We start from the raw sequence: 18,771 nt of genomic DNA on the forward strand, positions 1-18,771 counted from the left end.
CTGCTACTCGGCCCGGCCGCCTGGCATTGGCGCGCGTGCCATGGTTCGCAAGGATCGCGCCACGGCCGGAACGGGCGTCACTCGCCCCGGGTGAAGGTGCGCCGGTACTCGCTGGGGCTGGTGCCGAGGATGTGCTGGAAGTGCAGCCGCAGGTTGGCGCCGGTGCCCAGGCCGGTCTCGACGGCGATCTGCTCGACGCCCAGTTCCGAGCGCTCCAGCAGCTCCCTGGCCCGGTCGACGCGGGCCCGCAGCACCCACTGCATCGGGGTGTAGCCGGTGTCCTCGACGAACCGCCGGGAGAAGGTGCGCGCGGAGACCGCGGCGTGCCGGGCCATGGAGTGCACCGTCAGCGGCTCGCCGAGCCGGTGCAGCGCCCACTCCCGGGTGGCGGCGAACCGTTCGCCGACCGCCTCGGGGACGCTGCGCGGCACGTACTGGGCCTGGCCGCCGCTGCGGTAGGGCGCGGCGACCAGGCGGCGGGCGGCGTGGTTGGAGGCGGCGACGCCGAGGTCGCGGCGCAGCACGTGCAGGCACAGGTCGATGCCGGAGGCGGCGCCGGCCGAGGTGAGGACGCTGCCCTCGTCGACGAACAGCACGTTCTCGTCCACCTGCACCAGCGGGTACTTGACGGCCAGCGCCCGGGTGTAGTGCCAGTGCGTGGTGGCCCGCCGCCCGTCCAGCAGCCCGGTGGCGGCGAGCGCGAACGCCCCCGTGGAGATCGCCGCGAGTCGCGCCCCGCGCCGGTGCGCGGCGACCAGCGCGTCGACAACGGCGGGCGGCGGGTCCTCCCGGTCGGGGTGGCGGTAGCCGGGGACGAAGACCGACTCGGCCCACTCCAGCGCCTCCAGGCCGTGCGCCACGTGGTACGACAGCCCGTCCCCGCCGGTCACCAGCCCGGGCGCGGCCCCGCACACCCGCACCTCGTACGGCATGCTCGCCCGGGTGGTGAAGACCTGCGCGGGGATGCCGACGTCCAGCGGCTTGGCGCCTTCGAGGACCAGGACGGCGACGCGGCGCAGGCGGGGAGCTGACACCCCCTCACGCTAGCGCTGGTGCCGGGCTTCCGGCTCCTGCGCCTCGGGCCCGGTCACAGGTTGGCGTCCAGGTAGCGGGTGAGGGCGGCGCTGGTGCGGGCGAGTTCGGCGGCCTGACGGTCCATCCGGTCGCGCAGGTCGCGGATCCGGTCGGCGAGGGCGGGGCAGCGGTCGGCCTCGGGGCCGGCCGGGCCCTCGCAGGGGAGGAGGTCGCGGATCGCCTCGGTGGGGAGGCCGAGGGCGAGCAGGGCCCGGATCCGCTCGACCTGTTCGGCGGCGTCGGGGCCGTAGTCGCGGTAGCCGTTGGGCAGCCGGACGGAGTCGAGGATGCCCTGCTGCTCGTAGTGGCGCAGCGAACGGGCGCTGGCCCCGGTCACCCGGCTGAGTTCGCCGATCCGCACCGCTGTCCGCCTCCGCTCACCGGCTTGACCTTGACACCGGTGTCAGAGTCTAGCGTCCTCGGCATGAGCCCTCGTTCCTCTCGAACTCCCGCCCTGAACTGGACCGTTGCCGACATCCCCGACCTGGCCGGCCGGACCGCCGTGGTGACCGGCGCCGCGAGCGGCCTCGGTCTCGCCGTCACCCGCGAGCTGGCCGCCCGCGGTGCCCTGGTGGTGCTGGCGGCCCGCGACACCGCGAAGGCGGAGCGGGTCCGGGCCCGGCTGCCGCGCGGCGCCGGGCAGGCCCTGGTGCTGGAGCTGGACCTCTTCGACCTGGCCTCGGTGCACCGCTTCGCCGACGCGCTGCACGACCGACTCCCGTCGCTGGACCTGCTGGTGGCGAACGCCGCGGCGAGCAACCAGCCGGCGCGGCTGAGCGCCGAGGGGGTGGAGGTGCAGTTCGCCACCAACCACCTGGGCCACTTCGCGCTCACCGGACGGCTGTCGGAGCTGCTGGAGCGCGGCCGCGACCCGCGGGTGGTGTCCGTGGTCTCGGCCCTGTACCCGCGCGGCACCCTGGAGTTGGAGCGGCTCGGCGCGACCGCGGGTTACTCCCCCGGCCGCGCCTACATCCGCTCGAAGCTGGCCAACGTGCTGTTCGCCCGGGAACTCCAGCGCCGCCTGCACGCGTCCGGCTCCCCGGTCCGCAGCTTCGCCGCCCACCCGGGCATGGCCCGCACCCCGCTGCACGACACCTACCCCTCCCCCGTGGTGCGGGCGCTCACCAGGACCGTCGCCGCGCTGATCGGCCGCGAGCCCGAGCACGCCGCCGCCCCGATCCTCTACGCCGCCACCGCCCCGGACGCCTCCCCCGCCACCGTCTACGGCCCGACCGGTCCCAAGGCCCACCCGCGGATCCGCCCCGAGCCGTTCACCGGCCCGGGCGCCGACGACGACGCCGCCCGCGCCCTGTGGGCCGCCTCGGAACGCCTCACCGGCCTCGCCCTGCCGAGCCGCTGAGCCCACCGAGCCTGCTGAAGCCGGGATCGGGGAGGCGCGCTAGTCCGCGATGCCGACCGTCCGGCCGACCATCTCGGGCTCGCGCAGGCTGCGCAGCATGCAGTGCGCCACGTCCGCCCGGGAGGCGGTCCGGCCGCCGCGGATGTTCCGGCCGTAGGCGATGCGGTAGTCCCGGCCGAGCGGCTTGTCGGTGAGCTGCGGGGGTCGGATCACCGTCCAGTCCAGGCCGCTGGCGTGCAGGACGTCCTCCATCCGGGCCAGGTCGGCGTAGTGGCCGCGCAGCACGGCCTTCACCACCGGGCTGAGCACGTGCCGCATCACGAAGCCGTCGCCGGGGTCGTGCCGCGGCGGGTGCGGACGGGCCGGGCTGGCGACGGTGCCGATCGGGGCGGCGCTGACCACCACGATCCGCCGCACCCCGGCCTGCCGCATCGCCTCGACGGCGGCCCGGGTCCCGTGCTCGGCCACCCCGAGCCCGGCCTTGCCGACCGCGCCGAGCCCGGAGAGCACCGCGTCCGCACCCTCGACGGCGGGGCGCAGCTCCGCGGCCCCGGCGCCGGCGAGGTCGGCGCGGACCACCCGTACGGTCGGGTGGTCGGCCAGCTTGGCGGGGTTGCGCACCACCGCGGTCACCTCGTGGCCCTCGGCCACCGCCTGCTCCAGCAGCTGCCGGCCGATGCCACCGGTGGCCGCGAGTATGGTCAGTTTCATCGTCGTGCCTCTTTCCTCTGTCGTCTCATCAGGTGACGTGGCGTCAGGTGCGGGCCGGGGCGACCCGGCCGAGCTTGTCGGGGTTGGTCACGAAGTAGATGTCGGTGACCTGGTCGCCGTCCGCGGCCAGGTCGAGGACCAGGACGGCGAACGGCGCGTCGCCGACGAACAGCAGCGCCGACGGATCGCCGTTGACCGTCGCCCAGCGCACCCGGATGCCGTGCGGGGCGCGCGCCGCACCGCCGACCAGCAGCCGGGCGACCTGCCCGCGACCGCGGACCGGGCGCGGCCCGGCGGCGGTCGCCTTGCCGCCGCCGTCGGCCCACAGCGTCACCTCGGGGGCCAGCAGTCGCAGCAGTTCCTCCAGGTCGCCGCCGCCGACGGCGGCCGCGAACCGCTCGGTGACCTGCTGGCGCAGGCGGGGGTCGGCCCGGTAGCGCGGGCGGCGGGCCTGGACGTGGGCGCGGGCCCGGTGGGCGAGCTGCCGGACGGCGACGGGGCTGCGGCCGAGGATCTCGGCGGTCTCGGGGTGGCTGTAGCCGAACACCTCGTGCAGCACGAAGACCGCCCGCTCCAGCGGGGTGAGGGTCTCCAGCACCACCAGCAGCGCCATCGACACCGCCTCGCCGTGCTCGCCCTCCGGGCCGTCGGCGTACCCGGCCCCGGCCACCAGCGGTTCGGGCAGCCACGGCCCGAAGTAGCTCTCCCGCCGGCGGCTGATCTCGGTCCGCCGGGCGAGCGCCGTGTTGACCGCGGTGCGCACCAGGTAGGCGCGCGGATGGACGATCGGCGGGGCATCCGGGTCCCGGTACCGGGTCGACCAGGACAGCCAGGTCTCCTGCAGCACGTCCTCGGTGTCGGCGACCGTTCCGAGCAGGTTGTAGACCATCGAGAACAGCAGTTCCCGATGCTCGGTGAACACCTGCGTCGCGGCGTCGGCCCCGGCGGGCTGCGGACTGTCGGACCTCACGGCATCTCCTCTCGCGTCTGCACCCCGAGAGTCCCAGCCGCGGCCGGGTGTGACATCGGTCCGGAGATTTCCGCGCGGAAATGTCGCGGCGGCGGGCGCACCGCCCACGACGACGGGGCCCTCACCCCTGACCGTGCGTCAGCGGGTGCGGGCCCCGAGGGTCCGTGGGAAGCGGGAAGGGGCCGGCCGGGTCAGCCCATGCTCTTCGCGCCGTCCAGGCCCTCGCGGACGATGTCGGCGTGCCCGGCGTGCTGGGCGGTCTCGGCGACGATGTGCAGCAGCACCCGGCGGGCCGACCAGCGGCCGCCCGGCTCGAACCAGGGCGCGGCGGGCAGCGGGTGCTCGGCGTCCAGGTCGGGCAGCGAGACCACCAGCTCGTCGGTGGCCCGGGCGGCGTCCGCGTAGTCGGCGAGCACCTCGGCGAGCGTCTCGCCGGGCAGCAGGCGGAACTCGTCGGCCCGCGCGGCGTAGTCGGCCTCGGTCATGGCGGTGAAGTCCGGCATCGCGGACGGGCCGTGCACCAGGAACGCCGCCCAGGTCCGCTCGACCGACGCCACGTGCTTGATCAGCCCGCCCACGCACAGCTCGCTGACGGTGGAGCGCAGCGCGGCCTGCTCGTCGGTGAGGTCGCGGGCGGTGAAGCGCAGGAAGTAGCGCTGCTTGCCGAGCGCCTCCAGCAGGTCGGCGCGCTCGCCGGTGGCGCGGGCGGCGGCGGTCTCGGGGGTCTGGGTCTCGGTCAGGGTGCTCGACATGGTGGTCGCCTCTCCTCGGGGCTGGGCCTCGTTTCGTGTTCCACGCTAGAGGGCATTGCGGCCAGTTCCTGTCCGCAATTCGCGAGAGGATCGGGGCATGGCGAACACCAGCTCCCGGACCCTGCGGCTGCTCACCCTGCTCCAGACCCACCGGTTCTGGCCCGGCGAGGAGCTCGCCGGGCGGCTCGGCGTCTCGGCCCGCACCCTGCGCCGGGACGTCGACCGGCTGCGCGAACTCGGCTACCCCGTCGAGGCGCAGCGCGGCGTGGACGGCGGCTACCAGCTGGCCGCCGGCGCGGCGCTGCCGCCGCTGGTGATCGACGACGAGGAGGCGGTCGCGCTGGCGATCGGCCTGCAGGCGGCGGCGGACGGTGCGGTGGAGGGCATCGCGGAGGCGTCGGTGCGGGCGCTGGCCAAGGTGGTGCGGGTGATGCCGGCCCGGCTGCGCCACCGGGTCGAGGCGCTGCGGGCGGTGACCGTGCCGACGTCGTGGGGCGAGCGCGGCGGGACCCAGGTCGATCCGGACGCGCTCACCGCCGTCGCGCTGGCCTGCCGGGACACCGAGCAGCTGCGCTTCGGCTACACCGCCGCCGACGGGCGCGTGAGCGAGCGGCTGGTGGAGCCGCTGCGCCTGGTCCGGGTGGACCGCCGCTGGTACCTGGTCGGCTACGACGTGACCCGGCACGACTGGCGCACCTTTCGGCTCGACCGGCTGACCGCTCCGCACGGCACCGGCGCGCGGTTCCGCCCGCGCGAGCTGCCCGCCGAGGACGCCGCCGCCTTCGTCCGGGCCGGCCTGACCGGCCAGGCGGGCCCGCACCGGGTCGAGGCGGTGGTGCACTCCCCCGCCTCGACGGTCCGTCAGCGGATCGGCCGGTGGGCCGAGGTGACCGAACTCCCCGACGGGAACTGCCTGATCCGGGTGAACGCCGACTCCCTGGAGTGGCCCGCCCTGGCCCTCGGCTCCCTGGAGGCCGACTTCGAGGTCCGCTCGCCCCCCGAACTCCGTACCCTGCTGGCCGCCTGGGGTGACCGGTTCACCCGCTGCACCCGGGAGTAGGGCGGGCCACCCGGGCGTCTCGCTCAGTCCTGCGGCGTGAAGGCCCGGGCGTTCTCGGCGGCCCAGGCGCGGAAGGTGCGGGCCGGGACGCCGAGCAGCGTCTCGGTGGTGTCGTGGATCGCGGCCGGCCCGGCGGTCGCGGCGGCCCACAGGTCGAGCAGCGCGCCGGCGTAGGCGGGCGGCAGGTGGCGGCCGAGCTGGCGCTCCGCCTCGGCGCGGCTGACGGTCTCGACCGGGATCGGCCGGCCGAGCGCCTCGCCGAGCTGGGCGAGCTGCGCGCGGAAGGTCAGCGAGTGCGCGCCGGTGAGGGAGACCGCGCCGCCCGCGAAGGCGGCGCCGGTCAGCGCGGCGGCGGCCAGGTCGGCGAGGTCGTCCGGGTGGATCGGCGCGGTCTGCGCGTCGGGGTAGGCGAGCTGCACGGGCAGGCCGGCGGCGATGGCGTGCGCCCAGCCGTACGCGTTGGAGGCGAAGGCGTCCGGCCGCAGCAGGGTGGCGGGCAGCCCGGACGCGGTCAGGGCGCGCTCCACCGCCAGGTTGTGCGCGCCGATCGGGTCGGTCTCGGCGGCGGGGCCGAGCACCGCGGACGAGGAGAGCAGCACCACGTGCTCCACCCCGGCGGCCGTGGCGGCGGCGGTGAACGCCGCGATCCCGGCGGGCTCGGGGTACAGGAAGACCTGCCGCACCCCGTCCAGCGCGGGCGCGAAGGTCTCCGGCCGGCCGAGGGCCAGCTCGACGCGCTCGACGCCGTCCGGCGCGGCGAGTTCGGCCGGGCGGGCGCTGGCGGCGCGCACCGGCAGGCCGGCGGCGTGCAGGCGGGTGAGGACGCCGCGGCCGACCTGGCCGCGGGCGCCGGTGATGAGAACGGTCATGGGGGTCCCCCTGGAAGTCGTCTTCACGTGTACATATGCATGCTCACATGCACACATATTCTCGTCAACATATATTTGCCGCCCCGCATGGACCTCCTAGGATGGGCGCATGACGAACAACCAGGGGCACAGCGCCGACCCGGACACGGAGGAGCTGCTCAACGCGGTCGGCCCGGCCTTCTCCAAGCTGCGCCGCACCGCCCTGCTGGAGGTCGCGAACCCGATCTCCGCCAAGGACCTCAGCCGCACCCTGGTGCTCAACCTGGTCCACCAGTGCTCCCGCGACGCCGCCCGCGAGGTCACCGTCGGCGCCATCGCCGAGCTGCTCGGCATCGACCCCTCCGTCGCCAGCCGGATGGTCACCGACAACATCAAGGCCGGCTACCTGCTGCGCGCCGCGTCCCAGGAGGACGGCCGCCGCACCGTCCTGCACCTCACCGACGCCGGCCGCGACCTGATGGCCCGACTGCGCCGCCACCAGCGCGAGGCGTACGACCACATCACGGCCGACTGGTCCGACCACGACCGCGTCGAGTTCGCCCGGCTGATGCTCAAGTACGTCGACTCCCTCGACCGGCTCTCCGACCGCGGCCCCCACTCCCCGGCACAATCGGACGAGTGACCCCCCAGACGCTGCTCACCCCCGCCGAGGCCGCCGAACGATCCGGCTTCAGCCTCGACACCCTGCGCTACTACGAGCGCATCGGCCTGCTCACCGCCATCACCCGCGCCACCAGCGGCCACCGCCGCTTCGCCCCCGACGACCTCGCCTGGCTCACCATCCTGCGCTGCCTGCGCGACACCGGCATGCCCATCGCCGAGATGCGCCGCTACGCCGAACTCGCCCGCACCGAGGGCCCCGAGAGCCTCGCCCGCCGCATCGCCCTGCTCGAACAGCACGACACCGCCGTCGCCACCCAGATCGCCCTGCTGCAACGCCAACGCGACCACCTGCGCGCCAAGCTCGACTACTACCGCAGCGTCCTCGACGAGGTCTCGCCCACTCCGTCCGATGCGCACGAGGGAGTTCCCCAGTGACCGAGGAGTTCGACGTCGTCGTGGCCGGTGGCGGCCCGACCGGGCTGATGTTGGCGTGCGAGTTGCGGCTGCACGGGGTGCGGGTGGTGGTGCTGGAGCGGCTGGCGGAGCCGACCGGGCAGACCCGGGGGCTCGGGATGCACGCGCGCAGCGTGGAGGTGCTGGACCAACGCGGGCTGCTGGAGCGGTTCCTGGCGGTCAGTGAGACCTTCCAGGCGGGCGGGATGTTCGGCGGGATCCGGACCACGTGGCCCGAGGGACTGGACACCGCGCACCCGTACGGGCTGGCGACCCCGCAGCCGGTGACCGAGCGGCTGCTGCACGAGCGGGCGCTGGAGCTCGGGACGGAGATCCGGCGCGGCACCGAACTGGTCGGGCTGGTGCAGGACGCGGACGGGGTGAGCGTCGAGCTGGCGGACGGCGGACGCCTGCGCGGCCGCTACCTCGCGGGGTGCGACGGCGGCCGGAGCACGGTGCGCAAGCTGCTGGGCGTGGACTTCCCGGGCGAGCCGGCCACGGTGGAGACGCTGATCGGGGAACTGGCGCTGACGGCGGATCAGGCGGAGATCGACGCCGTGATGACCGAGGTGCGCAAGACCCAGCTGCGGTTCGGGATCGGCCCGCTCGGGGACGGGCTGTTCCGGGTGGTGGTCCCGGCGGCGGGGGTCACGGAGGGCAGGGTCGAGCCGACGCTGGAGGAGTTCCGGGAGCAGCTGCGGGCGGTGGCCGGCACCGACTTCGGGGCGCACGCGCCGCGCTCGCTGTCCCGGTTCGGCGACGCCACCCGGCAGGCCGAGCGCTACCGGGTGGGCCGGGTGCTGCTGGCCGGCGACGCGGCGCACATCCACCCGCCGATCGGCGGCCAGGGCCTGGGCCTCGGCCTGCAGGACGCCTTCAACCTGGGCTGGAAGCTCGCCGCCGCCGTCGACGGCTGGGCCCCGGACGAGCTGCTGGACAGCTACCACGCCGAGCGCCACCCGGTGGGCGCCCGGGTGCTGGAGAACACCCGCGCCCAGATCACCCTGACCGGCACCGACCCCGGACCGACCGCGCTGCGCGCCCTGTTCACCCGGCTGCTGGACTACCCGGACGTCAACCGCCACCTCACCGCGATGATCACCGGCCTGGACGTCCGCTACGACTTCGGTCCGGGCCACGAGCTGCTCGGCAGCCGGATGCCCGACATCCCGCTGGAGCGCGGCCGGCTGTACGAGCGGATGCACACCGCCCGGGGGCTGCTCCTCGACGGCACCGGCAAGCTCTCGGCGGCCGGCTGGGCCGACCGGGTCGACCACCTCACCGGCACCGGCCCGGAGTTGCCGGCCCCCGCGGTCCTGCTCCGCCCGGACGGCCACATCGCCTGGGCCGGCCACGAGCAGGCCGAGCTCGCCGCCCACCTCACCCGCTGGTTCGGCACCCCCGCCTGAACGCGCGGGGCCCGTTCCGCCGGGTTCGGCGGAACGGGCCCGTGGTGACGGACCGTCAGCCCATGGTCTTCTGGCCGTCCAGCGACTCGCGGATGATGTCGGCGTGGCCCGCGTGCTGGGCGGTCTCGGCGATGACGTGCAGCAGGACGCGGCGCACGCTCCAGGTGGCGCCGGGTTCGAACCAGGGCGAGCGGGGCAGCTCCTGCAGCTGGTCGAGGTCGAGCGTGGTGGCGACCAGCTGGTCGGTGTGGTCGGAGACCTGCCGGTAGCGCTCGAGCAGGCCGGGCAGCGTCTCGTCCTCCAGCATCCGGAACTGGTCGCCCCAGGCGGAGTCCTGCGGGCTGCCGTCGGCGCGCATCGCCTCGGCCCCACCGACCGCGAACCTCAGCCAGCGCTGCTCGACGCCGGCGACGTGCTTGATCAGCCCGCCGAGGCACAGTTCGCTGGCGGTGGTGCGCTCCCGGGCCTGGTCGTCCGTCAGGTCCCGCACGGTGTACCGCAGGAAGCCGCGGTGCTTGTCCAGCGCGGCGAGCAGGTCGGCCCGTTCGCCGGTCGGCGCGGCGGCGTCGGTGGCGGCCACCGGATCAGCCCGCCTGGACCAGGCTGGGCGGCTCGCCCTCCGCGGCGGCCGGGTCGATCACCGAGAACGCGGCGCCCTGCGGGTCGACGAAGGAGGCGAACCGCCCGAACGGCGTGGTCATCGGGCCGAACACCAGCTCCCCGCCGGCCTTGGCGACCCGGGCGAGGGCGGCGTCGGTGTCCTCGACGATGAAGTAGACGCTGACGAAGGACGGCACCTGGGCGGGCACCTCCGGCCCCATGCCCATCGAGCCGAGCACCGGCTCGCCGCCGAGGCTGTAGACGCTGTAGTCGACGTTGTCGTCCTGCATCCGCTGGACGACGTACGGGAACACCTTCGGGAAGAAGGCGTTGGCCGCGGCGGTGTCCCGGGTGAAGACCTCGGCCCAGCCGTAGCTGCCGGGCACGTCGCGCAGCTCGAAGCCCTCGTGGTCGCCGCCCTGCCAGATGCCGAAGACCACGCCGGCCGGGTCGCCGGCGATCGCCATGGTGCCGAAGCTACCGACCTGCATCGGCTCCATCAGCACCTTGCCGCCGGCCGCGCGGACCTTCTCCGCGGTGGCCGCGGCGTCCGGCGAGGCCAGGTAGAGCACCCACGCGGAGTGGCCCTCCTGCCCGGGCATCGGCGGGACGACGGCGGCCACCGCCTTGCCGTCCTTGTAGGCCTGCGTGTAGTCCCCGAACTCCGACGAGGCCTCGCCGAAGGTCCAACCGAGCACCTCACCGTAGAAGCTCTTGGCGCCCTCCAGGTCGGCGAACATCGCGTCCGCCCAACACGGGGTGCCCTCGGGTCGCGCAGCCATCTGTGACTCCCTCCGCCGTTCGACAGGAAACCGAAAACGGTTGATACAGCCGGTTTCTGACACGCTATCGGCTGCTGCCGACACCCGCCCGGCGGCACGCCAGCACCTGTACGAACCGCTGTTGCCCAGCGGTGACAGTCAGCGCACAGAGCACGGACCTTGGACTGTCAATCTTTAGACATCGCCCGAACGGACGGCCGGAAGAACGGCCGGGAAGCCGCAGGGCGAAGAACACCGAGAAGCACCACCGACCACGTCCCTGGGGGGAACCATCCATGTCCGCGCGCGCCCGCCTCCGCCGTTCCGCCGCCGTTGCCTTCGTCGCCGCCGTCACCGCCGGCTCCGCCCTCGCGCTGACCGCCTGCGACCCCGAGACCCAGACCGGCGCCCCGGCCAAGCCCAGCGCCACGGCCTCGAAGAGCGGCTCCCCCGCCGCCTCGGCCTCCGCCTCCGCGAGCGCCTCGACCGCCCCGAGCGCCACCGCCTCCACCGCGGCCCCGTCCTCCGCCGCCCCGGCCACCTCCGCCCCGGCCATGCCGAGCGCGACCCCTACCAAGGCGGCGCTGAACGGCACCGCGGGCAACGGCCTGACGATCAGCAACGGGACCCGCTACGTCGTGATGAACGGCACCGTCGTGGACTTCGGCACCGTGGTGCGTGACCTGGCCTGGTCCCCGGACGGCAAGCACGCCGCCTTCGTCGACGGCGAGGGCAACCTGGAGATGTCCGCCCCCGACGGCAGCAACCGGGTGATGGTCGCCAAGGCCCCGTCCGGCGTCACCTGGTCGCACCCGACCTGGCAGGTCAACGGTGCCGGCGAGAACGGCTACATCAAGGCCCGCAACAACCTGCTCTTCACCGCGGACGACCACGGCACCCTGACCCTGCTCAGCGCCCCGGCGCAGGCCGGCGGCGTCCCGGCGGTCCTCTCGCTGAACCCGTACTTCGACGACGAGAACACCAAGCCGCTCCCGCAGACCGGCAACCTGTGGCCGAACGTGGGCGGCCACGCCGGCACCGCGGTGTACGCCAACCAGGCCGACGGCCAGGTGTACATCCGCGACGACTACCTGCGCCAGCAGGGCGGCGCGGTGACCAAGGGCTCCCAGCCGGCCCTCGGCCCCGACGAGCAGGACGTGGTCTTCGTCCGATCCGTCGGCGGCCACGACCACATCTTCGAGTCCTCGCTGCGCGAGCAGAAGAAGGTCGAGCGCGACCTCACCCCGGACGCGGCCACCGACTACACCGAGCCGGCCGTCTCCAAGGACGGCAAGACCGTCGCCTTCCGCGGCCAGGACGGCGTCTACACCGTCCCGCTCGCGGGCGGCAAGATCGTCAAGGTCTCGGACACCGCCGGCCTGCCCGCCTACCGCTGAACCGTCACCGCTCCGACAGCCGCGCCAACTCGGCCTGCAGCTCCGGCAGCTGACTGTCCGCCGTGTCGTGCGGCAGGTACTCCACCAGGTCGACGAATCGGAACAGCACCCGGTCGGGCGTGATCCCGAACTCGTAGTCGGCGAAGCCGACCACGGCGCCCAGCTCGCCCCGGGCGACCCCCCGGACCACGTGTCCGGTGAGGTCGTCCGGGGCTTCGCTCTGATCGGCCGTCACCCGGCGGCGGGCGTTCGGCCGGGCCAGGTACGGGCAGACCATCGAGGCGTACAGCATGCACGCCCGGTGGCCGGGGCCCTCGAGGGTCGGCGCCATGTTGCGGTACGGGCGGCCGGAGGCCAGCGCCTCGGCGATCGCCGCGCTCTCGGTGGCGCCGACCACCCGCCACACCGGGCCGCGCGGCATCAGGGTGTTGCAGACCGAGCAGAGCCGCTCCCGGGCGCAGGTCGCGCTGCGCTCGTAGTCGGTGAGCGCGAACTGCGGCCGGCCGTCCTCCCACGGGGTGATCGCGGGCACCGGGTAGCCGCGCTCGTCACGCGGGCGGGCGTCCACGGTCGGCGGCATGGGGACGGAGTCGAAGCGCATGCCCCATCCCTATCACGTGCCCGTCCGCTCCCGGCAGGTCACCCGCGCGGTACCGCGTAGGCGGTCAACTCGGCACTTCCGGGTGCGAGTTGTCGCCACTCGCCGGGCACCTCCAGGACCGCGACGGCGGCGGTGGAGAACTTCTCCCGGACCCGCTCCAGCGGCTCGCTCCCCTCGTCCCGGGCCAGCAGCAGCACCAGCTCCTGCACCTCCGGACGGTGCCCGACCAGCAGCACGGTCCGCACCGGCGACGGCAACTCCCTTAGCAGCTGCACGAGTTCATCGGCGTCGGCGCGGTACGCCCGGGGCTCCAGGACCAGGTCGGGGGCGCCGTCGAGCTCGGGTTCGGCCAGCTCCCAGGTCTGCCGGGTGCGGACCGCCGTCGAGCACAGCACCCGGTCCGGCGCCAAGCCGTGCGCGTGCAGCCAGCGTCCGGCCGCCGCCGCGTCGGCCCGGCCGCGTTCGGCGAGCGGGCGCAGTTCGTCGGGGACGTCCGGCCAATCGGACTTGGCGTGCCGCAGCACGATCAACCGCCGGTGTTCGGTCATCCCCCCAGTGTGGCCCGTCCACCCCCCCGCCGCCCCGCCCCCGGCGCGCGCGTGTTGCGTCCGCACGGCCGCCGCGCGGCTGACAGGATGGAAGCCCCGACCCCGTTCCGGAGGCCGCCATGGCTGTCACCGTCCACCTCGCCCAGCAGGACGACGCCGACGAACTGCTCGGCCGCAGCCCGCTGGCCGCGCTCACCGGGATGCTGCTGGACCAGCAGGTGCCCATGGAGAAGGCGTTCGCCGGACCGCTGGTGATCGCCCAGCGGATGGGCGCCGACGACCTCGACGCGCACGCCATCGCCGCGCAGGACCCGGAGGCCTTCGCCGCGCTGTTCGCCGAGAAGCCCGCCGTGCACCGCTACCCCGGCTCGATGGCCAAGCGGGTCCAGCAGCTCTGCGCCTACCTGGTCGAGCGCTACGACGGCGACGCCGAGGCGGTCTGGCGCGACGCCGCCACCGGGAAGGAGCTGCTGAGCCGGCTCAAGGCACTGCCCGGCTACGGCGTGCAGAAGGCGCAGATCTTCCTGGCCCTGCTCGGCAAGCAGTACGGGGTGCGGCCGGAGGGCTGGCGGGAGGCGGCCGGCGCGTACGGCGAGGAGGGCTGCTACCGCTCGGTCGCCGACATCACCGGCCCGGAGTCGCTGCTGAAGGTGCGCGCCACCAAGCAGGAGGCCAAGGCCGCCGCGAAGGCCGCCAAGGGCTGACGCCCCCGGCGGCCCTGACACTCCGTCACGGGGCGGACCGGTACTCCACGGTCAGCAGCGCCCGCCCGAGCGCGTGCGCGGTGAGGTGGAAGCCGACCTGCGCGGCGGGGGTGTCGCGCACCACGCCCAGGCTCGGCACGTCCAGCGCGTGCACCACGAAGACGTAGCGGTGGGCCGGCCCGGGCGGCGGGGCCGCGCCGTCGTAGCGGTGGCCGGGGAAGTCGTTGCGGACGTGGAACGCGCCGCCGGGCAGCGCGTCGTCGGCGGAGCCCGCGCCGCGCGGCAGTTCCACGGTGTCGGCGGGCAGGTCGACGGCCAGCCAGTGCCACCAGCCGGCCGCGGTCGGCGCGTCCGGGTCGTAGCAGGTCACCGCGAAGCTCCGGGTCCCCGCGGGGAAGCCGGACCAGGCGAGCTGCGGCGAGAGGTTCCCGCCGCTGTGCACGTGTGCGTCCGGCATGGTCGCGCCGTCCACCAGGTCGGTGCTGGTCAGCTCGAACGCCGGCACCGGCGGCAGGAAGTCGTATGGCAGCGGGATGCGCGCGGTCATCGGACACCGTCCTCGTCAAAGGTGAAACGGGGGTACCCGCGGCAGTCTACGGAGCGTCAGCTCCCGTCCAGGGACGCCACCGCCGCGCCGAGCGCGGTGTCGGTGCGGCCCAGGTCGAAGACCACGTCGAAGTGGTTGCGCCCGCCGACCAGCAACTGGCGCACCGGCACTCCGGCGGCCCGCGCCGCCGCCGCGAACTCGCCCTGCTGCCGGCCGAACTCGCCGGTCTCGAACTCCCCGAGCGCGACCACCAGCGGGGGCAGCCCGGCCAGTTCGGCGTGCAGCGGGCTGAGCGCCCGCGCCCGTTCCGCGTCCAGCCCGAGCGGGTCGTTGACGTAGGTCAGCGCGATCGGCTCCAGGTCGTACACGCCGCTGAGCAGCGCCGCCCCGGCGATCCGGCCGCGCAGCCGCTCGTCCAGCAGCGCCCACGCCGCCAGGTGCGCGCCCGCCGAGCTGCCGCTCAGCACGATCCGCGAGGCGTCCACCCCGAGCTCCCCGGCGTGCTCCACCAGCCAGCGCACCGCCGCGACCACCTGCCCGACGATCTCCTCCAGCGACCAGCGCGGCGCCAGCCCGTACCCGACCGCCGCGTACGCGATGCCCCGTCGGACGAAGTCCGGCGCCGGGAAGACCGAGTCCTCCTTGCCCAGCTCCTGCCAGTAGCCGCCGTGCACGAACACGTGCAGCGGCGCGCCCGGCCCGGCCGGGAAGAAGTCGATCAGCTCCGGCTCGGCCGTCCCGTACCGCAGCTCGCGGCGCCCGGCCAGCTCCGCGTACGCCCGCTCGCTGCCCCGCGCGTACGCGGCCAGCTCGGCGCCGAAGTCGTCCACCCGGCTGCTCGGCGAGTACTCGCGGTCCAGTTCCCGCTGGTCGAACCCCCGGTAGACCGCCATCGCGCCCGCTCCCCTCACCCAACCAGGTATAGACCAATACAGGAGGCCGCGGTTAGCGTGGTCACTCCCCGTACTTCCTGCTCCGGAGTCGCCCCGTGGAGTCGTCCGTCCTCGCCTTCGCCACCGACCTGCTCGACGAAGGGGCCGACACCTTCTTCGGCAACCTTACCGACCGGGCCGGCGTCGGCGGCGTCACGCTGGCCTCGGTCTACCACGAGGCCAGGGACGTCTTCCCGCACAACCCGCACCGGGTGATCCGCTACCTCGAACCCGGCGCCGCCTACTTCCGGCCCGACCCGGCCCGCTGGGCCGGCCGCCGGCTCGCCCCGCTGCCCTCCAGCGCGATCGGCCGCCACGACCCGTTCGCCGAGGCCGCCGAGGAGACCCGCCGACGCGGCCTCAAGCTGCACGCCTGGACGGTCTTCTGCCACAACGACCGGCTCGGCTTCGCCCACCCCGACTGCGCCCCGGCCAACGCCTTCGGCGACCGCCACCTCACCGAGCTGTGCCCCGCCAACCCCGAGGTCCGGGAGTACTGCCACGGCCTGGTCGAGGAACTCGCCCGCTACGGCGTCGACGCGATCCGGGCCGAGTCCCTGCACTTCCACGGCCTGCGCCACGGCTACCACCACGAGCGCTACTTCGAGGAGCTCGGCCCGGTCACCGAGGCCCTCCTCTCGCTCTGCTTCTGCCCGCACTGCACGGCCGCCGCCACCGCCGCCGGCGTCCCCGCCGAGGACGTCCGCCACGCCGTCCGCACCGAACTGCGCGCGCGTCTCGCCGACGAGGACGCCGCGCTCGCCGCCACCCCGCTCGACCGGATCGCCAACGGCGCCCTCGCCGCCTACGTCGACGTCTCCGCCCGCACCGTCACCACCCTCACCGCCGAACTCGCCGCCACCGCCGCCGCCCACGGCATGCGCCTGACCTTCATGGACGGCGGCGGCCCCGGCACCGGCTGGCTCTCCGGCATCGACCTCCCCGCCCTGGCCGGCGCCGCCCACCAGATCGAGACCCTCGGCTACGCGAAGACCCCCGAAGCGGTCCGCGAGAAGGTCGCCGCGTTCGCCCTGCACGGCGTCCGCCCCGAGTCGATGGCCGTCATCCTCCGCCCGATGGCCTCCGACTGCGACGGCCCCGCCAACCTCGCCGCCAAGATCGCCACCCTGCGCGAACTCGGCGTCCCCGAGGTCGAGTTCTACAACTACGGCCTGATGCGCCTCAGCTCGCTGGACCGCATCGGCAAGGCGCTGGGCTGACCGCCGGCTACCGCCGCCGCTTCGCCGTCCCGAACAGGCTCCGGCTGATCTCCCGTCCCAGCTGCGTCCCCGCCGAGCGGGCGAAGGACTTCAGCGCGGAGCTGTTCAGCAGCGACCCCAGCAGCCCGTCCTCGTCCCGCTCCGCCTCCTCCCGCCGCACCGGCTCCGGCTCCCGCCCGGCCGGCTGCTCCGCCGCGGGCGCCTCCCGCGCGGCGAGCTTCTCGTACGCCGACTCCCGGTCGACCGCGTCCCGGTACTTCCCGTTCAGCGGCGACCGGGCCACCGCCGCCGCCAGCTCCCCCTCCGGCACCGGACCCATCAGCGACTGCGGCGCCCGCAGCCGGGTGGCCGCGACCGGGGTCGGCGCCCCCTTCTCGGAGAGCACCGTCACCACCGCCTCGCCGGTCCCCAGCCCGGTGAGCACCTCGGCCAGGTCGTACGAGGACTTCGGGAAGGTCGACACCGTCGCCTTCAGCGCCTTCGCGTCGTCCGGGGTGAACGCCCGCAGCGCGTGCTGCACCCGGTTGCCGAGCTGGGCCAGCACGTCGGCGGGGACGTCCTTCGGGGTCTGGGTGACGAAGAAGATGCCGACGCCCTTGGAGCGGATCAGCCGCACGGTCTGGGTGATCGCCTCCAGGAAGGCCTTCGAGGCGCCCTTGAACAGCAGGTGCGCCTCGTCGAAGAAGAACACCAGCTTCGGCCGGTCGAGGTCCCCGACCTCCGGCAGCTGCTGGTAGAGGTCGGCCAGCAGCCACATCAGGAAGGTGGAGAACAGCCGCGGCCGGTCCTGCACGGCGGGCAGCTCCAGCACCGACACCACCCCGCGCCCGTCGTCGGCGGTGCGCAGCAGGTCGGCGGTGTCGAACTCCGGCTCGCCGAAGAACGCGCCCGCGCCCTGGTTCTCCAGCACCGTCAGGGAACGCAGGATCACCCCGGCGGTGGCGGCGGAGAGTCCGCCGATGCCCTTCAGCTCGTCCTTGCCCTCGGGCGAGGTGAGGAAGCCGATCACCGCGCCGAGGTCCTTGAGGTCGTAGAGCTCCAGGCCGTTGCGGTCGGCGTAGGAGAAGACCAGCGAGAGCGAGGCCTCCTGGGTCTCGTTCAGCTCCAGCACCTTGGCCAGCAGCAGCGGTCCGAAGCTGGTGACGGTGGCTCGGATCGGGGTGCCGGTGCCGAGGCCGCCGAGTGCGTAGAACTCGGCCGGGCAGCCCGCGGCGGTCCACTCCTGCCCGACCTCGGCGGCCCGCGCGGTGAGCTTCGCACCGCCCTCACCGGGGGCGGAGATCCCGGAGACGTCGCCCTTGACGTCGGCGAGGAAGACCGGGACGCCCGCCGCGGAGAGTTGTTCGGCGATCAGCTGCAGCGTCTTGGTCTTGCCGGTGCCGGTCGCCCCGGCGACCAGCCCGTGCCGGTTGAGCACCCCGAGCGGGATGCGCACCTGGGCGTCGCGGTAGGCGGTCGCGCCCTGCAGCACCGCGCCGAGCCGCAGTGCCGGTCCGTCGAAGGCGTAGCCCGCGGCGATCTCGGCGACCGGCGCGGGCAGTTCGGCGGCGGCCCCGGCGGGGGCGGCGGCGGTCGCGGATTCGGCCCCGGCGGAGTTGGTGTCGGCGGTCATGTCCTCGGATCTCCCCGGACGGATCGGTGGAAAAGGCTGCTCTTCCCATCAAAACGCCCAGCTCCCGGCTTGCCCGGTCAACGCACCGCTTGTCCGGCTTGCTGCGCCCGCCGCGCCCCAAACGGTAGGCTTTCCGTGTGATCTTCAAGCGCATCGGCAACGGGCGGCCGTACCCCGACCACGGACGGACCAGCACCCGCCAGTGGGCGGACGTCGCGCCGCGTCCGGTGCGGCTCGACCAGTTGGTGACCACCAAGGGCCAGTTGGACCTGGAGACCCTCCTCGCCGAGGACTCCACGTTCTACGGCGACCTCTTCGCCCACGTGGTGAAGTGGCACGGCGACCTGTACCTGGAGGACGGACTGCACCGCGCGGTGCGGGCCGCGCTCCAGCAACGGCAGGTGCTGCACGCCCGCGTGCTGGAGATGGACTGAGGGTCCGTCACCCGCCCGGCGGCAACCGGCGGACCGTGTCGGTACGTCCTTTCGAGTGCCGTCGTACTCCGGATGATGATCATCCAGTACCTTCGGGGCCGTTGTCGGATTAATCTGCTGACTACGACGGTTCACGCAGCTCGCGCCGCACCGC

Annotated in this window: 22 protein-coding genes; 9 read left to right on the forward strand and 13 right to left on the reverse strand. The window is 74.3% G+C overall.

What is annotated here, in order from left to right:
* Positions 1–77: 77 nt before the first annotated feature.
* Together AB0K51_RS26810 and AB0K51_RS26815 are read right to left on the reverse strand one after the other, a co-directional pair.
* Positions 78–1,034 (reverse strand): helix-turn-helix domain-containing protein, encoded by a 957-nt coding sequence (locus tag AB0K51_RS26810; RefSeq protein ID WP_363459710.1) that lies wholly within the window; start codon positions 1,032–1,034, stop codon positions 78–80.
* Positions 1,035–1,087: 53 nt separating this feature from the next.
* A complete protein-coding gene (locus tag AB0K51_RS26815; RefSeq protein ID WP_363459711.1) occupies positions 1,088–1,435 on the reverse strand; it encodes a MerR family transcriptional regulator in 348 nt (115 codons plus the stop codon).
* A gap of 63 nt (positions 1,436–1,498) precedes the next feature.
* Between AB0K51_RS26815 and AB0K51_RS26820 the strand changes: the two genes are divergently transcribed.
* The gene (locus AB0K51_RS26820) at positions 1,499–2,434 is read left to right on the forward strand and encodes an SDR family NAD(P)-dependent oxidoreductase (RefSeq protein ID WP_363459712.1); all 936 of its coding nucleotides are present in this window, start codon (positions 1,499–1,501) and stop codon (positions 2,432–2,434) included.
* 39 nt (positions 2,435–2,473) lie between these two features.
* On the opposite strand, the gene AB0K51_RS26825 is transcribed toward AB0K51_RS26820, so the two are convergent.
* From AB0K51_RS26825 to AB0K51_RS26835, 3 genes are all read right to left on the reverse strand, one after another.
* Positions 2,474–3,145: an NAD(P)H-binding protein gene (locus AB0K51_RS26825; protein ID WP_363459713.1), complete on the reverse strand. Its 672-nt coding sequence runs from the start codon at positions 3,143–3,145 to the stop codon at positions 2,474–2,476.
* 43 nt (positions 3,146–3,188) lie between these two features.
* Positions 3,189–4,115 (reverse strand): sigma-70 family RNA polymerase sigma factor, encoded by a 927-nt coding sequence (locus tag AB0K51_RS26830; RefSeq protein ID WP_363459714.1) that lies wholly within the window; start codon positions 4,113–4,115, stop codon positions 3,189–3,191.
* Between the two features lie 191 nt (positions 4,116–4,306).
* Positions 4,307–4,867: a DinB family protein gene (locus AB0K51_RS26835; RefSeq protein WP_363459715.1), complete on the reverse strand. Its 561-nt coding sequence runs from the start codon at positions 4,865–4,867 to the stop codon at positions 4,307–4,309.
* 97 nt (positions 4,868–4,964) lie between these two features.
* Here AB0K51_RS26835 and AB0K51_RS26840 point away from each other — a divergent pair, with 97 nt between their 5' ends.
* Positions 4,965–5,927, forward strand: a complete 963-nt coding sequence (locus AB0K51_RS26840; RefSeq protein WP_363459716.1) for a YafY family protein — start codon at positions 4,965–4,967, stop codon at positions 5,925–5,927.
* 23 nt (positions 5,928–5,950) lie between these two features.
* Here the strand turns inward: AB0K51_RS26840 and AB0K51_RS26845 are convergent, their stop codons facing one another.
* Positions 5,951–6,796, reverse strand: coding sequence for an NAD(P)H-binding protein (locus AB0K51_RS26845; RefSeq protein ID WP_363459717.1), 846 nt, complete (start codon positions 6,794–6,796; stop codon positions 5,951–5,953).
* A 109-nt stretch (positions 6,797–6,905) separates the two neighbouring features.
* Between AB0K51_RS26845 and AB0K51_RS26850 the strand changes: the two genes are divergently transcribed.
* Genes AB0K51_RS26850 through AB0K51_RS26860 form a run of 3 tightly spaced genes read left to right on the forward strand, consistent with a single transcriptional unit; the run spans position 6,906 to position 9,261 of the window.
* Positions 6,906–7,418 carry a MarR family transcriptional regulator gene (locus AB0K51_RS26850; protein ID WP_363459718.1) on the forward strand — a complete coding sequence of 171 codons (513 nt, stop codon included), beginning with the start codon at positions 6,906–6,908 and terminating at the stop codon, positions 7,416–7,418.
* On the forward strand, positions 7,415–7,834 hold the full coding sequence (locus tag AB0K51_RS26855; RefSeq protein ID WP_363459719.1) for a MerR family transcriptional regulator: 420 nt from the start codon (positions 7,415–7,417) through the stop codon (positions 7,832–7,834). Before AB0K51_RS26850 ends, AB0K51_RS26855 begins: the two co-directional genes overlap by 4 nt.
* Entirely contained in the window at positions 7,831–9,261 is a 1,431-nt protein-coding gene (locus AB0K51_RS26860) for an FAD-dependent monooxygenase (protein ID WP_363459720.1), read from the forward strand. The genes AB0K51_RS26855 and AB0K51_RS26860 overlap by 4 nt, the downstream gene beginning before the upstream one ends.
* A 55-nt stretch (positions 9,262–9,316) precedes the next feature.
* Here the strand turns inward: AB0K51_RS26860 and AB0K51_RS26865 are convergent, their stop codons facing one another.
* Together AB0K51_RS26865 and AB0K51_RS26870 are read right to left on the reverse strand one after the other, a co-directional pair.
* Complete coding sequence (locus AB0K51_RS26865; protein ID WP_363459721.1) at positions 9,317–9,841, reverse strand: DinB family protein; 525 nt, start codon at positions 9,839–9,841, stop codon at positions 9,317–9,319.
* Positions 9,842–9,845: 4 nt separating this feature from the next.
* Complete coding sequence (locus tag AB0K51_RS26870; protein ID WP_363459722.1) at positions 9,846–10,643, reverse strand: VOC family protein; 798 nt, start codon at positions 10,641–10,643, stop codon at positions 9,846–9,848.
* Between the two features lie 275 nt (positions 10,644–10,918).
* Between AB0K51_RS26870 and AB0K51_RS26875 the strand changes: the two genes are divergently transcribed.
* Complete coding sequence (locus AB0K51_RS26875) at positions 10,919–12,019, forward strand: hypothetical protein (RefSeq protein WP_363459723.1); 1,101 nt, start codon at positions 10,919–10,921, stop codon at positions 12,017–12,019.
* Positions 12,020–12,023: 4 nt separating this feature from the next.
* Here the strand turns inward: AB0K51_RS26875 and AB0K51_RS26880 are convergent, their stop codons facing one another.
* Both AB0K51_RS26880 and AB0K51_RS26885 read right to left on the reverse strand, forming a co-directional pair.
* Positions 12,024–12,620, reverse strand: coding sequence for a hypothetical protein (locus tag AB0K51_RS26880; RefSeq protein WP_363459724.1), 597 nt, complete (start codon positions 12,618–12,620; stop codon positions 12,024–12,026).
* A gap of 38 nt (positions 12,621–12,658) precedes the next feature.
* On the reverse strand, positions 12,659–13,168 hold the full coding sequence (locus AB0K51_RS26885) for a histidine phosphatase family protein (RefSeq protein ID WP_363459725.1): 510 nt from the start codon (positions 13,166–13,168) through the stop codon (positions 12,659–12,661).
* A 119-nt stretch (positions 13,169–13,287) separates the two neighbouring features.
* On the opposite strand from AB0K51_RS26885, the gene AB0K51_RS26890 reads away from it, so the two are divergent.
* Positions 13,288–13,872, forward strand: a complete 585-nt coding sequence (locus AB0K51_RS26890) for an HhH-GPD-type base excision DNA repair protein (RefSeq protein WP_363459726.1) — start codon at positions 13,288–13,290, stop codon at positions 13,870–13,872.
* A gap of 25 nt (positions 13,873–13,897) precedes the next feature.
* Here AB0K51_RS26890 and AB0K51_RS26895 read toward each other — a convergent pair whose 3' ends face one another.
* A complete protein-coding gene (locus tag AB0K51_RS26895; protein ID WP_363459727.1) occupies positions 13,898–14,419 on the reverse strand; it encodes a YbhB/YbcL family Raf kinase inhibitor-like protein in 522 nt (173 codons plus the stop codon).
* 56 nt (positions 14,420–14,475) lie between these two features.
* On the reverse strand, positions 14,476–15,312 hold the full coding sequence (locus tag AB0K51_RS26900; protein WP_363459728.1) for an alpha/beta hydrolase: 837 nt from the start codon (positions 15,310–15,312) through the stop codon (positions 14,476–14,478).
* Between the two features lie 95 nt (positions 15,313–15,407).
* On the opposite strand from AB0K51_RS26900, the gene AB0K51_RS26905 reads away from it, so the two are divergent.
* Positions 15,408–16,571, forward strand: a complete 1,164-nt coding sequence (locus AB0K51_RS26905) for a hypothetical protein (protein WP_363459729.1) — start codon at positions 15,408–15,410, stop codon at positions 16,569–16,571.
* A gap of 7 nt (positions 16,572–16,578) precedes the next feature.
* On the opposite strand, the gene AB0K51_RS26910 is transcribed toward AB0K51_RS26905, so the two are convergent.
* Positions 16,579–18,183 carry a helicase HerA-like domain-containing protein gene (locus AB0K51_RS26910; protein WP_363459730.1) on the reverse strand — a complete coding sequence of 535 codons (1,605 nt, stop codon included), beginning with the start codon at positions 18,181–18,183 and terminating at the stop codon, positions 16,579–16,581.
* 137 nt (positions 18,184–18,320) lie between these two features.
* Between AB0K51_RS26910 and AB0K51_RS26915 the strand changes: the two genes are divergently transcribed.
* Positions 18,321–18,617, forward strand: coding sequence for a type II toxin-antitoxin system VapB family antitoxin (locus AB0K51_RS26915; RefSeq protein ID WP_030273186.1), 297 nt, complete (start codon positions 18,321–18,323; stop codon positions 18,615–18,617).
* Positions 18,618–18,771 lie beyond the last annotated feature (154 nt).

Source organism: Kitasatospora sp. NPDC049285 (assembly GCF_040678815.1).
Taxonomy (GTDB): Bacteria; Actinomycetota; Actinomycetes; order Streptomycetales; family Streptomycetaceae; genus Kitasatospora.

What these genes read in the sequence shown, in the direction of transcription:
- AB0K51_RS26820 (WP_363459712.1), top strand. Translation starts at nt 1,499, where the DNA reads ATGAGCCCTCGTTCCTCTCGAACTCCCGCCCTGAACTGGACCGTTGCC.
- AB0K51_RS26825 (WP_363459713.1), bottom strand. Translation starts at nt 3,145, where the DNA reads ATGAAACTGACCATACTCGCGGCCACCGGTGGCATCGGCCGGCAGCTG.
- AB0K51_RS26835 (WP_363459715.1), bottom strand. Translation starts at nt 4,867, where the DNA reads ATGTCGAGCACCCTGACCGAGACCCAGACCCCCGAGACCGCCGCCGCC.
- AB0K51_RS26840 (WP_363459716.1), top strand. Translation starts at nt 4,965, where the DNA reads ATGGCGAACACCAGCTCCCGGACCCTGCGGCTGCTCACCCTGCTCCAG.
- AB0K51_RS26845 (WP_363459717.1), bottom strand. Translation starts at nt 6,796, where the DNA reads ATGACCGTTCTCATCACCGGCGCCCGCGGCCAGGTCGGCCGCGGCGTC.
- AB0K51_RS26850 (WP_363459718.1), top strand. Translation starts at nt 6,906, where the DNA reads ATGACGAACAACCAGGGGCACAGCGCCGACCCGGACACGGAGGAGCTG.
- AB0K51_RS26870 (WP_363459722.1), bottom strand. Translation starts at nt 10,643, where the DNA reads ATGGCTGCGCGACCCGAGGGCACCCCGTGTTGGGCGGACGCGATGTTC.
- AB0K51_RS26875 (WP_363459723.1), top strand. Translation starts at nt 10,919, where the DNA reads ATGTCCGCGCGCGCCCGCCTCCGCCGTTCCGCCGCCGTTGCCTTCGTC.
- AB0K51_RS26880 (WP_363459724.1), bottom strand. Translation starts at nt 12,620, where the DNA reads ATGCGCTTCGACTCCGTCCCCATGCCGCCGACCGTGGACGCCCGCCCG.
- AB0K51_RS26885 (WP_363459725.1), bottom strand. Translation starts at nt 13,168, where the DNA reads ATGACCGAACACCGGCGGTTGATCGTGCTGCGGCACGCCAAGTCCGAT.
- AB0K51_RS26890 (WP_363459726.1), top strand. Translation starts at nt 13,288, where the DNA reads ATGGCTGTCACCGTCCACCTCGCCCAGCAGGACGACGCCGACGAACTG.
- AB0K51_RS26895 (WP_363459727.1), bottom strand. Translation starts at nt 14,419, where the DNA reads ATGACCGCGCGCATCCCGCTGCCATACGACTTCCTGCCGCCGGTGCCG.
- AB0K51_RS26900 (WP_363459728.1), bottom strand. Translation starts at nt 15,312, where the DNA reads ATGGCGGTCTACCGGGGGTTCGACCAGCGGGAACTGGACCGCGAGTAC.
- AB0K51_RS26910 (WP_363459730.1), bottom strand. Translation starts at nt 18,183, where the DNA reads ATGACCGCCGACACCAACTCCGCCGGGGCCGAATCCGCGACCGCCGCC.